This is a genomic window from Brevibacterium sp. FAM 27836 (genome assembly GCF_051351055.1).
GTDB lineage: Bacteria > Actinomycetota > Actinomycetes > Actinomycetales > Brevibacteriaceae > Brevibacterium.
This window is the reverse complement of the sequence record NZ_CP195711.1, coordinates 3450269-3462936: the sequence shown is the minus strand read 5'-3', so window position 1 is coordinate 3462936 and position 12668 is coordinate 3450269. Positions and strand designations below refer to the sequence as shown.

General features: G+C 58.6%; 10 protein-coding genes. 2 read left to right on the top strand and 8 right to left on the bottom strand.

The annotated features are described in order from the left end of the window. Positions 1–34 precede the first annotated feature (34 nt). From ACSE4D_RS15510 to ACSE4D_RS15490, 5 genes are all read right to left on the bottom strand, one after another. A complete protein-coding gene (locus tag ACSE4D_RS15510; RefSeq protein ID WP_436326198.1) occupies positions 35–415 on the bottom strand; it encodes a hypothetical protein in 381 nt (126 codons plus the stop codon). A gap of 1003 nt (positions 416–1418) precedes the next feature. Beyond that, a complete protein-coding gene (gene dctP / locus ACSE4D_RS15505; RefSeq protein WP_436326197.1) occupies positions 1419–2699 on the bottom strand; it encodes a TRAP transporter substrate-binding protein DctP in 1281 nt (426 codons plus the stop codon). 140 nt (positions 2700–2839) lie between these two features. Next, on the bottom strand, positions 2840–4423 hold the full coding sequence (locus tag ACSE4D_RS15500) for a TRAP transporter large permease (RefSeq protein WP_436326196.1): 1584 nt from the start codon (positions 4421–4423) through the stop codon (positions 2840–2842). Beyond that, positions 4420–4914 (bottom strand): TRAP transporter small permease, encoded by a 495-nt coding sequence (locus tag ACSE4D_RS15495; RefSeq protein WP_436326195.1) that lies wholly within the window; start codon positions 4912–4914, stop codon positions 4420–4422. The genes ACSE4D_RS15500 and ACSE4D_RS15495 overlap by 4 nt, the downstream gene beginning before the upstream one ends. After that, on the bottom strand, positions 4908–5954 hold the full coding sequence (locus tag ACSE4D_RS15490; protein ID WP_436326194.1) for a LysR family transcriptional regulator: 1047 nt from the start codon (positions 5952–5954) through the stop codon (positions 4908–4910). Before ACSE4D_RS15490 ends, ACSE4D_RS15495 begins: the two co-directional genes overlap by 7 nt. 105 nt (positions 5955–6059) lie before the next feature. Between ACSE4D_RS15490 and ACSE4D_RS15485 the strand changes: the two genes are divergently transcribed. Next, the gene (locus tag ACSE4D_RS15485; protein WP_436326193.1) at positions 6060–6767 is read left to right on the top strand and encodes an aspartate/glutamate racemase family protein; all 708 of its coding nucleotides are present in this window, start codon (positions 6060–6062) and stop codon (positions 6765–6767) included. Positions 6768–7304: 537 nt separating this feature from the next. On the opposite strand, the gene ACSE4D_RS15480 is transcribed toward ACSE4D_RS15485, so the two are convergent. The 3 genes from ACSE4D_RS15480 to ACSE4D_RS15470 all read right to left on the bottom strand — a co-directional run bounded on the left by ACSE4D_RS15480 (position 7305) and on the right by ACSE4D_RS15470 (position 11348). After that, complete coding sequence (locus ACSE4D_RS15480; RefSeq protein ID WP_436326192.1) at positions 7305–8657, bottom strand: APC family permease; 1353 nt, start codon at positions 8655–8657, stop codon at positions 7305–7307. A gap of 128 nt (positions 8658–8785) precedes the next feature. Then, positions 8786–9691 carry an acetamidase/formamidase family protein gene (locus ACSE4D_RS15475; RefSeq protein WP_426937416.1) on the bottom strand — a complete coding sequence of 302 codons (906 nt, stop codon included), beginning with the start codon at positions 9689–9691 and terminating at the stop codon, positions 8786–8788. Positions 9692–10463: 772 nt separating this feature from the next. Then, positions 10464–11348 (bottom strand): LysR family transcriptional regulator, encoded by an 885-nt coding sequence (locus tag ACSE4D_RS15470; protein ID WP_436326191.1) that lies wholly within the window; start codon positions 11346–11348, stop codon positions 10464–10466. Positions 11349–11483: 135 nt separating this feature from the next. On the opposite strand from ACSE4D_RS15470, the gene ACSE4D_RS15465 reads away from it, so the two are divergent. After that, a complete protein-coding gene (locus ACSE4D_RS15465) occupies positions 11484–12668 on the top strand; it encodes a CaiB/BaiF CoA transferase family protein (RefSeq protein ID WP_436326190.1) in 1185 nt (394 codons plus the stop codon).

The window sequence follows — 12668 nt, the reverse complement described above, 5'->3', positions numbered from 1 at the left end:
CAGGAGCTGCTTGATTCGAGGTGGCACCATTTGCCTACTTACGTCGGCGTGGTGGGAAATCTTCCACGTCAATCACGATCGGTTCATACTCATCGTCGTGATACACCACTTCTTCGTCCGCAGACGTATCCCAGTATTCATGATTTTCTTCGAGGATGCCGTTTGCAATTAACGAGAGCGCCGCGCGTTGCGCCCCTCGACTGTTCCCCATCGCGACTACGGCGTCGGAGCCATTCGACTCGACTTCGTCAGCGAGCCCGCGGATATCAAAGCTGAAGTTCACGAGCGAACCATCTTTATCACGCATCGGAAATGTCATCTCAGCACCTCGGACTTCCACGTCGCCCACAGCACCAACCATGTCAGCCAACCTTCCGGCGAGGACGTAGTCGAGGTCTCGAATCCTTTTAGTCATTAACACTTCTTTGCTGGGTATGACGCCATCACGTTCGTGCCCTTATGCGACACTGGCGAGACCGCCTTGAACCGGTCGTAGACTTTTCCCTTGTATTTCAACTCGACTGGTGCACAGTACTTGTCATTGTCGTTTGCGTGCCGCACGGCCGATTCCGGCTTCTTCAAGGTAGCCTTTGTGACGAACTCCATCATATCGAACCAGTTGCCACCTCCCGCCTTGTTCGCCCTGTCAGCATCTCATACTTTCAGGAGAGGCGCCCTGCCAAATAACCCCGCTAGTGTTGAGTGGTCTTCGCCATCCAGGTCAACTACGTTGCACTGGGTCGAACGGAGAATATATGGAATCCTGGCGTCCCACCAAGAAGCGGCGAAAAGTCGCAAATCCCGTCGACTTGGCTACGGTTCTGTAGTCCAACCTGTCGACCTTGAGGCCCCGTACCCGACTGGGGTCGTCCTCAACAAGCCGAAGTTGCCGACGAAGATCCAAATCGACGGCGAGTCACAACTCTGCCTTCCGTCGCCAGCAAAGACTGGCCCCGTTAGCCCGATAGGCAAGTTCACTGTGACTGGCGCGAAGATGTCTGGAACGATTGGCGGCAGTTCGAAAGGAGCGATCATCCACGTGAAGCAGCAAGCCACTGGAGTGGTGACCCACAAGATCACGAATTACACGATTCAGGTCGGAGATCAGTAAGAGTGAATGAGAGTGCTCGTCGTTCAGTTCTGCTCACCGGTATCAGTTATCCACTCTTGGTCGTGGGTGTGTTCCTCCTGTTTACCGAGATCACGGCAGCTGGAGCGGTGTCGTTCGCATCCGGGATTTTTCTGATAGGGGTGAACGAACTCTGCTTGTACATCGCGAAGAATAGCTCCGTAAAGCAGGATGTACTTTCGTAACATCTAGTCGGGCCCGTCGACTAGATGGCGTCGCTATGGTTGAGGGGCGTTGCTGCCCCAGCTCAATCTAGGGGCACAGGCCGTCGACCTTTAGGCTTTCCCACTCACTCCGGCCGATGCTCGGCCATGACCTTCTCGAACAGCTCGTCGCCGAGCTTGTCGTAGTTCGCGTCCTCCGGGTACCACTCGTCGAGGGAAGCGAAGTCGCCCTTGTCGTCAAAGCCGAGTTCGGACACGGATTTCGCCCATTCGGTTCCAGCGGTGCTCAGCGTCTTCGGCGCATCAGGCACGCCGGACTTCTCGGCGGTCTCATCCGACAGAGTCTTCGCGTACGTCGCCATCTGCTTCTGCACGTCGTCGGCAAACGGTTCGACGGAACCATCATTGTCCTTCGCCTGCTCAACGGCCATCGCCTTGGCCCCGATGACGACCTCCATCATCGTGGAAAACGTCGTCGCCATCGCATCGAAGACCACCTGTTGATAGGCCACCGGCAGCTCCGAGTACTTCTTGCCCGCCGTGATCGCACCGGCCGAACGCGCAATGCCCGCATCAGCGGCAACACCGATGTTCGGAGCCACCTCAAACGTGCCGGCTTCGACGTTCGGAGCCAACTGCCCGAGATCGCAGTCGACGGTTCCGCGCTGCAGCGCCTCGTAGGTTTCGGGGAACGACAGCGACACCGGAGTCGCACCGAGATCGGTGACCTGCTTGCCGGCCGCGGCCGAACCGACGCGCAGCTGCTTGCCCTTCCAATCCTCAAGCGAGGTCATCGGCTTCGAGCACATCGTCGAGTACCCACCGGCGGCGAGCATCGGAATGAGTGGGACGAGTCCCTTGTCGTCGAATTCGGCGAGGACTTCCGGTGTCTCCCACGCTGCCTGCACACCGGCCGCGTTCGCCGCCAGGTCACTGGCCACCGGCGAGGCCGGCAGTGTCGACATCGCCGTGCCGATCGCGTCGAAGGCCGGGTACTCGGCCGGGGTGTACGAGGGCAGGGTGAAGGCGAGGTCGACGCGGCCATCGGCCAGGGCGTCATCGACATCGGCGTAGCTGGCGATCGCCTGGCCCCACACGATGTCGACGGTGATCTTGCCACCCGAGCGTTCCTCGATCGCCTTCTTCACATCGAACCCGTTCGGCGCGAGGATTGATTTCTCCGACATTGCCGAAGGCTGGAACTTCAACGTCACCGGGTCGAGGTCGGCCAGAGCCTCATCGATCTCTTCCTGGGAGGCGTCATGGGCGAAGCCCTCCCCCGCGGAGTCACTCGAACCGGCTCCGTCACCGCCGACGGATCCGGCGCACCCGGCCAACAGTGCCAGCGATGCGACCGCTGCGACGGCTTTGGCGGGGCGTACTGCCGCCGAACGGATGCGCTTCATGGGACTCCTTTGAACGAAGGCTGTGAAATCACTCCAATCATATGCCTGGATGAGGTCACCCTTACCATGACTCCCCTCACACTGCGGCAGCCGGTCGAACGGCGGATTTCAACGGATGGGCGGGGCCACCTCGGCGCGGGTCAGCCGGACATTCCCCCGCTGGTGCGTTCGATGAGATCGGGCAGCCATTCGGTCATGCCGGGCACGGCGATCATGAGGATGAGGAAGATGACGGCCACGGGCAGGAACCACAGCAGGGAGATGAAGATGTCGCGCAGGGTCACGGTGTGGCCGAGGTTGACCTCGGGGTTCTTGGCGATGCTGTGGACGATGTAGGGGATGATGCCGACCGGCGGGGTGATCATGCCGAACTCGCCGAGGAGGACGACGAAGACGCCGAACCACAGCGCGCTCACACCCATCGTCTCGAGGGTGGGCAGGAGGATCGGGATGGTCAGCAGCATCATCGACAGGGTGTCGAAGAACATGCCCATGATGATGTAGAGGACGATGAGGACGAGCAGGAAGCCCACCGTCGACAGGCCCAGGCTCGTGATGAAGTTCGTGAGGATGGGGGCCAGTCCCGTGATCGCGAGCAGGCTGGTGAGCATGGTCGCGCCGATCATGATGAAGAAGATCGCCGAGGTGGCCGCCACCGTCGCCATCGCCGATTCCGCGACCTTGCGCCACGGACCGTCGCCGCGTTTCTCCCACAGGCACAGCAGGAGTGAGCACAGTGCTGCGGCGGCTCCGGCTTCGGTGGGGGTGAAGAGGCCGGAGAACATGCCGCCGAAGAGGACGACGAGGATGATCGCGAAGCCCCAGATGCCGGTCAGGGACGTGAACCGGTCACGCCAGGTGGTGGTTCGGCGGGCGGTGTTGTCTGGATTGGCTGTGGTGTCGGCGGTGCGGCTGCGCCCGACGAGTGTCGGGGCGATGACTCCGATGGCGAAGATGAAGGCGGCGAAGCACACCGCGAGCAGGATTCCGGGCAGGGCGCCGGCCATGAGGGCGGGTCCCACAGGCACGGAGGCGATTCCTGCGTAGACGACCATGAGGATCGAAGGCGGGATGAGGTTTCCGGTCATGCCGGCGACCATGATGGTCCCGACGGCCATGCGTTTGTCGTAGCCGGCCTTGAGCATTTCAGGGATGCCAGCTCGTCCGAGGGCATAGGTCATGCCGATGGTCGACCCGGTCACCGCGGACAGTCCGGCACCGGCGAAGGTCGTGCCGATGCCGATGCCGCCGGGCAACCAGGAGAACCAGTGGTCAGCGACGCGGTAGACCTTGCCGGACAAGCCGGATTGGGTGAGCAGCATGCCCATGAAGATGAACATCGGCAGCACGCTCATCGTCCAGTCCGAGACGGCGCTGAACGGTGCGGTGGAGAGGATGTTCATCGTCGCCGGGATCCCGGACACGGCGTAGACGCCGATGATCGACGGCACGGACAGGGCGATGGCCACGGGGACGGAGAGGAAGAGGAGCACGAGCATCGTTCCGATGCACCAGGCTCCGCCGATGACAGCGGACGGGCTGGTGAAGAGACCGACGAGGCAGACGGTGACGAGCCCGAACCCGATGGTCAGGGCCAGAGCACCGGGCCGTTCGCGGCGGGATCCGGAGGGGAAGAGCGTGGTGGTGGTCGGGCTCTGGGGGCTGGTGGTGTTCGCGTCGTCTGACGGCAGGGGTGCGCCGGTGAGGTCGGTGTTCGCGTTCACTGCCCCTCCCCGCCCGTGGTGCGGCGCCGAAGGATCGCGACGACGTCGAGGACGTAGAGCACGGCAAGCAGCACGAACACGATCGGCACGAGGTAGTACACCGGCCAGGTGATGACGTCGGAGACGTCAGCGGTCGACCTGATCGCCGTGTTCTGCAGGGCTTTGGTCAACCCGAACCAGGCGAAGGCGAGCGACACGAGCGCGCCGAGGAGGCACGCGAAGACCGTGAAAACCGCGGCGGTGGCAGGTTTTGCCCGCTCGACGGCCATGGTCACGGTGATGTGTTCCTTCTGCAGCTGCGCGGCGGGGATCCCGAGCAGCGCGACGATCGGCAGATACCAGTATTCGACGATCTCGTTGGTCCCATAGATCGGAGCGTGGAAGATCGAGCGTACGAGTGCGTGGGTGACGATGTGGACCATCATCACGATGATCGCCGCGGCTGTGGTCACCGTCAGCCATCTATCGAGAACTCGGTTGAACTTCAGCATTCTGTGTGACCTGCGCTGTCGATGATGCTGTTGGCTGTTGCTGGGGAGGACGTTTTCTCAGGGGCCGTCGGTGTCGATGGGGTGATCTCAGGAGTCGCGGGTGTCTCGGTTATTTCGCCGGATCGCAGTGCGGTGAGAAGGTCCTCGACCTCTGAGGCCGCCGTCAGCCCGTCGGGGATCATCGCGGTCACTCTGCGAGCTCCGGCTTCGGCGACGACGATCGAGTCGATGCCGGCCACCTGTGAGTAACGGCGGGCGCTGCGCGGCAGCAGGGCGACGCCGAGTCCGTTGGAGACGAGTGATTGGATGGCGCCGGGGTTGTCGGTGATATGACGGGTTCGGGGTTCGAATCCGGCTCGTCGGCACAGTCGCTCGGCGGTGGACCGGCACCTCACACAGCCCATGATCCAGGGCAGGTCGGCGACGTCGGAGAGGTGTTGGATCTGCCCGGCTCGGTTCCATCGCTCCGGCACCAGCAGGTCGAGGTGGTCGGTGCCGAGTTCGACGGTGATGTGGCCGGAAATCTCTGGGGGTGCTTCGTCTTCGTGATGGAAGAGGAACGCAATATCGATGGCGCCGTCTTCGAGCATCGCCATGGCTTCGGGTGGTTCTGCCTCGGCGACCTCGTAGGAGTGGTGCTGCGGTGCTTCGGATCCGGCGTCGGCTTCGAGACGGCCCAGTGCGGCGGCCAGGGGGCCGATGACGAAGCTGGGGAATCCGGCCAGGCGGACATTGCGGCCGCCGAGGCCGAAGGCTTTCGCCAGATCTCCGCGCAGTCCCGTCACCGAGGCGGCCACCTCGGCGGCGCGGATCCGGGCGAGCTGTCCGGCGGTGGTCAGCCTGATGCCGCGGGGTGTGCGGTCGAAGAGGATGACGCCGAGGTCCTTCTCGAAAGCGGTCATGTGCTGGGACAGGGCCGGTTGGGACCAACCGAGTTCGCGTGCCGCGGCACCGATGCTGCCGGCCTCGGCGATGGCGCCGAAGATGAGGAGGCGCTTCGGATCACCGACGTCGAGCGCCTGCTCGAAGAGATTAGCCATAAGTCAAGCTTATGCCAGAGCAGTGGAATCTGGGTCTACCGGAGGAAGATGAGACGAACCACACTGGAGTTAAGAGACATCATCGCGACGTTGAGGAGAAGGATTATGCGCAGGATCGGCCTGCTGGGTGGAATGAGCTGGCACTCGAGCATCGAGTACTACACGAAGATCAACAATGCCGTGGCGAAGCGCCTCGGCGGTCATCATTCGGCGCAGATCCTTCTCGACTCCACTGACTTTGCGGATATCCGCGCCATGCAGGTCGCCGAGGACTGGGCGGGCAATGACGCATCGCTTGTGTCGACGGCGCAGCGCCTCGTCGACGGTGGCGCTGAGGCTGTCGCGATCGCTACGAACCTCATGCACAAGTGCGCCCCGGCCATTGAAGAATCGGTTGACGCTCCGCTCATCCACATCGTTGATTCGATCGCGACGATGGCGAAGCGTCAGGGGTATTCGACTCTGGCGGTGCTCGGCACGAAGTGGACGATGCTCGATGATTTCTACACCGGACGGCTCGAAGCACAGGGGGTTCGCACGCTCGTTCCCGACGAAGAGACGTGCCTCGAGGTCGACCAGATCATCTTCGACGAGCTCACACAGGGAAAATTCACCGATGCCTCACGTGCCCGCTACGTCGAGATCATGAACGACCTCAAGACTCGCGGCGCCGACGCCGTGACGCTGTCCTGCACGGAGATCGGCCTGCTGGTTCCGCCGGAGTCCGCTCCCCTGCCCGCCATCGACTCCGTAGACGCACATGTCGCTGCAATTGTTGAGTGGATGATGGCGGAGGAGCTGGCGGCGGTGTGAACGAACTTCCCCGGGATGAACACTCAACCACTAAACCGACGCGACCCAGTTTCCGGCCTGCCAGTGCGAACTTGAACGCAAGACCAATAACCTCCGCATCGCCCTGCCTTTCGCAGGCAACCCTCAAGTTCACTAGACACTCACACGGCGGTATTGTTCAGGGCTGGTTCGTCCTAGACCCAGCTCCATGCGCCTACGTTTGCGTGGAGAGCTATTCGGCGTCTCTTAATCTTGTGGGCGGCCGTACAAATGCCTGAGACCTTCTCTGATTACTCCCGGGGGAAACTGTTCGCAGAGACCAAGGAATTGAACTATAAATCGATGATTGTGAGGGTGGATAACAGTCAAGACGATCAGGACTTCAGTTCGTCCTTCCGTTCGCATCCTAGCTTGGGTGGCTACTTGCGCCTGTGCTGAAGGCGAAGCTCAGATAACTGGCATCCAAACTCGTGTGACGGTATTACCAGTTATCTTTTGGCCGCAACCAGATTGACAAAACGCATTCAGCTGAGTCCGTGCACGTAGACACGGTGAGCCTCACCCAGCATTGAATTCAATCGTCTTTCCGCGTTTTGCATTCACTATGGCTATGACCACGCCGACCGCCAGCCACGAAAATCCCATGATCATCGTGGTGCCATCAAAGTTGACCCAGACGAACAGCAGAATAATGAACCCGATAGCTGGTAGAACCAAGAAGTTCCACAGATCCCTGCTCCGTGAACGAACGACGAAATGATTGATCACGCTGATATGCAGCAAGAGGAATGCCGTCAGCGCGCCAAAATTCACGAGCGAACTCAATGGTCCGATTTCGCCGATGAAGATGAAGCCCAAAACTATGGATATGCCAGCGACAAAAAACGTACTTGCATACGGGGTTCTGTATTTGGGATGAACCCGTGCAAAAATGTGAGGCAGCACTCGGTCGCGGCCCATACTGTACAGCAAACGTGAAATCGCGGCCTGCGCCACGAGAGCGTCAGCGATGCCCCATGCAAGTACCGTTGCAACCGCTGTAAGAATGCCGAGCCATGGGCCCCCAGCGACTTCAGCGGTCGCATAAAACGCCCCGTCCAAGTCGCTGAATCCTTCATAGTCCGGCACGATAAGCGCTGCCACCCATGTCTGGGCGATAAAAAGCACACCGACGATCAGCAGCGAGAAGACCATTCCTCGTCCAATAGCTTTGGGCCCTCCTTTGGACTCTTCCGACAGTGTTGAGATCGCATCGAACCCAAGAAAGCTGAGCACCGCGATCGACGTTGCGCCAAGCACCAGCCCAAAGCTGAAGTTATCGGCGTTAAACAATGGGTCCAGGCTGAACGTTGCACCGTTTGTACCCTCGGCTATTGCTTTGATTCCTATAATTAGGAATATTGCAAGTACGAGCAGTTCAAACACGATGAAAATCTTGTTTATCCGTGCCGTCATCTCAATGCCGAAATAGTTGATTACGGTATTGATGATCACAAAGACGACGATCCATACCCAGGCGGGGACTCCTGGAACTATACTGGTCAATGCTGCGGCACTGACAACGTACATTAAGGTCGGAACCAGCAGGTAGTCCAGGAGCATAAGCCAGCCAGCGATGAATCCAAGAGACTTCTTGAGCCCGCGACCCACATAGGAATAGACAGAACCCGCCAGCGGGAATTGCTCTGACATGCGAGCATAGCTGAGGGCTGTGAAGATCATTCCGAACATGCCGATCAGGTACGCAAGTGCCGGCATGCCCTTGGACCCTTGCATGACCTCGCCGTAGACACCGAACGGCGCAATAGGAACCATGAATATCAGACCGTAAATCAGGATGTCAGTGAAAGTCAGACTTCGCTTGAGTTCCTGCTTGTATCCGAATTGCTCAACCGACCCGTTGTACGCCATAGTTCTTCTCCCTATCACCTTTGACGAGATCACCTCAGACCGACTGCCCTGAGCACCGTTGGCTGGCTGGCCTTCACGGCTCCTCCACGTGGTCTGCCGCTCTGAATCGAATGACACAAGTAAATTGGTCACATGTCGATCGCGCTCTCAGCTCCGTAGGCAGAAAGGAGAGTGCGCGGCACCTCCATGCGTGCAGTAGTCAGCGGGTCAACAACCTGACTGATGCTGGCCGTTCCCTTCAATGACAGGAGCATCAGGGCATCGGTAGAATCGAGGGCGGAATTTTGCACAAGGAAGTCTCGCATCATGCGTGTAGCTTCCTGGACTGCATCCATGAGGTCTTCTCGTGAAGCAATAGCTATAGCCTCTGTTGGACTCGTTAAGAATGGAAGCGGCACTGGTCGTCCGGGGACAACGCTCACGCGAATAGTGACCCAAGCAGCGATTTCCAAGCCACACACCGCAACTTCACCGTCGCCCATGGCACCATGTACGTCGCCTAGGGCCAACAAGGCTTCAGGTACTTCGACTGGCAAGTACAGCGTGGATCCCGCAGCGATCTTTTTGGTGTCCATGTTTCCACCGTGATCAGCAGGCGTGCCCGTCGGTATTTCTTCCTCAGGCGGAGCTGTACCGATCACACCGATCATTGGTTCAATCGGAAAAGAGTAGTTCTCGTCGAATTCAACACATCCATCAACGATCGGAATCTTCTTAGTACGTTCCTCCACTGTGCCGGGCAGCACTCCGAGGTCGGGGTGGGTTGTCATTGTCCCTTCGTCCCCTATTTCGATGTCGAGGATATCGATTCGAAGCGTATCCCCGGGCGATGCACCTTTAACGGCTATCGGCCCAGTAGCAGGATTCACCTTATCCCATCCAACCGAGCTGAATAGATCTTCCTCCGTCTTTACCGAATTGGAAAAACAGTCCAAGGTCTCGACTCGGATGACATCTCCGGACTCGACGGAAATCACCGGTGAGTGATGAGCGCTCATAGTGAGAACGGACGATCCGGCGTCAAGAGTGTGCATGAATCCTCGCAATCGCTTCTTCTTTGAACCGACAAGCAAGCCATGTCGTCTACGACTCACAGCCCACAGATATTAAAAATTCGGCGAACTTTCCGACTACTGGACCGATTGTGCCACCGAAGTATAAAAAGAACAAGCACGTGTCGTGTTCAATCTTGGCCGTCGCGACCTCTAAAAATGACACCATTGACACAACGATATATCAACAAGTACTTCAACAAGGCGCGCCGAAATCTCTTGAAATTACTTATTTAATTAGAGCCGCTTGCTGGTCGCTACGAAAAGTGAGTCTGCATATTTTTGATGGACCGTCGACGGCGATCCGCTAGCTCCAGAATCGTCTTCGTCTTCCGCCCACTGTGTATGCATTTAAGAGAAGGTGTGTGCCCACAGCATTGTCAGGCTACCGCGATCAGCTAACCACGGGCCTGCGTGGCTAAATGGAGTATCGAGTCCCCAAGCAGACCAGCTATGCCTCCGATAGAAGCGTACTAACGGAATCAGCTAAACACGATGCGCTGACAGACTCTCGACATCGAGAGCGCACGAAACGGGTGCTCCGGTCGCCTCGAGAGTTCGTCAGGAACATATCGTAGGTTTCCCCGTCCGTGATGTCCTTCTGTATGAGACCGCTATCCGAAGTCTAGAGCACTGGGGCATTAGCACAGGCGTGACTCACTGACGAGTATTCGAGGTCTCCTCGACGTTCCCTAAATCCTGAAGCCTCAGGAGCGTGCGAAAATGGCCGCGGGACTTGCTGGGGAATACGCATTCAAGTCGCGACCAGCGAAGCCCCCTGTTCTTGGATAAATCGTCGAACGATCAGCGCAGACGCCGAAGGTTGGCTGTCCGTACGGTAAACCAAACAGAGTTCCAATCGAGGTGTGTCCAGGAGCGGAAGCCATGTCAGGGCCGTATCGTGATTCTGAAAATCGATTGCGGCCAGTATGCCGACCCCTGCACCGTTCTGAACCATGACCCGTACGGTCCGTGCTGAAGCCGCCCGCACTACGACGTCGGCGTGGGGGAGCCGACTCGCGACTTCTTGCCCGATGACGGTACCTGGTCGCATGGTCACGATCGGCCAAGATTCCACATCATCCCACCGAACAGCTTTCAGTTTGGCGAAAATATGGTCTGCGGGAACGACGACACCTAAGCTGACCTCGACAACTCGGGTACGGGCTATCCCCTTTGGAGCGGAAGTCCGAGGCGCCGAAATCACCCCGATATCCAGAGCGCCACTGAGCACGTTTGATTCGATCTCAACCGAGCTCGCCTCTGACACTTCGAAGCGCAGATCAGGATGTTGCGCAAGCAATCTCGAGGTCACAGGAGCAATCAACGTCTCGGCGAGAGCGGCGATAGATCCAATGACAACTCGACCACGGTAAGCGCCACTCATTTCAGCCGCCATACGATGAACAGCCTCTTCCGAAGCAATCAGACGCCTAAAATACGGCACGATACTTCGACCGGCCGCTGTGAGCCGCACGCCCATTTTGCTGCGGGTCAGCAGCACAACGTTGAGTTCCTCTTCGAGTAGAGTCACCTGCTCCCTCAAAGTCGGTTGACTGACCTGGCAACGATCCGCAGCGGATCGAAAAGATCCGGTATCGACTGCAGCTAAGAAGTACCGTGCTCGTTGAACTCTCATTCAGCGATGATAGAGGTTTTTCCTCTCACGATTGCGCGGTGTGCGCTTCTTCCCACCCGGGGTGTCAGCGCCGAAGCTTGCATAAGACGCATGCTCACAGCATTGCTCTCACGACGGTGTGAAAGGAAAACACTTATGGCGGATCAGCCCTTATCGGGTATTCGTGTCTTAGACCTCTCGACAATCATCGCCGGGCCCTTATCGGCATCGCTTCTGGGCGACTTCGGGGCCGACGTCATCAAGATTGAGCAGCCAGGCGAAGGAGACCCGGCTCGAAAGTATCCTCCACTGGTCGGTGATCTGTCCGCCGCATGGGCGATGCATGGGCGGAACAAACGGAGTGTCACAATCGATCTGCATCACGACGGTGCTGCAGATCTAGTCGGCCGACTGGTCCGAACAGTTGACATTGTGGTGACAAATTTCCGACCCGCCACACTGAAGAAGTACCGAATCGACTTCGACGATCTCACAAAGTTCAAGAAGGATCTCATCATGGTCCACATCAACGCGTTCGGCCGCACCGGCCCGTACGCGGATCGACCGGGATTTGCACGAGTAGCAGAGGGGTATGCTGGGCTGACCCATCGTACGGGCGAACCTGACGGCCCTCCGATTTTTGCCGGTTACCCCGTTGCAGATGGTGTAACCGGAATCTACGGCGCATTTGCCGCCATGCTTGCCCTGCGCCAGCGGGACCTGACCGGAGAACCTCAACTCGCCGACATTCCTCTCTATGAACCGCTCCTGCGAATGATGGAAGATTTCATCACTGAATACAGCGTGACCGGTTCGAGTGTGCAGAGGCAGGGGAACAAGAACCCTCATATCAGCCCGAACAATCTGTACCAGACTCGAGACGAGAGATGGGTTGCAATCCCGGCATCGACGGAACGCATGTGGGAACGTCTTGTCGACGTCATGGGCGTTGCTGAGCTGAAGTCCTACCGGACGATGACGACACGGCTCGAACATCGCGAGACGATCGAGGCGAAGGTCGCAGACTTTGTTAAGTCTCACAACGCTGACGAACTGTTGGAGAAGCTGAACCATGCAGGCGTGGCCGCTGGTCCGATCAACTCCGCTGAAGAGGTCTGCAATGATCCTCACATCAGGTTTCGCGGTTCGGTTGTCGAGGTTGACGATGGATTCGGCGGAACTCGACTTGTGCAAGCGCCGGCAGGGCAGTTCTCTGGTTTCACAAACACCATCGGCGGACCTCCCCCGGCCCTCGGCGAAGACACCGATGATGTTTTGAAAGAGATCGGTGCGCTGACGCATGAAGAAGTGTCAGCACTCCGTTCAAGCAAAGTGATCTGA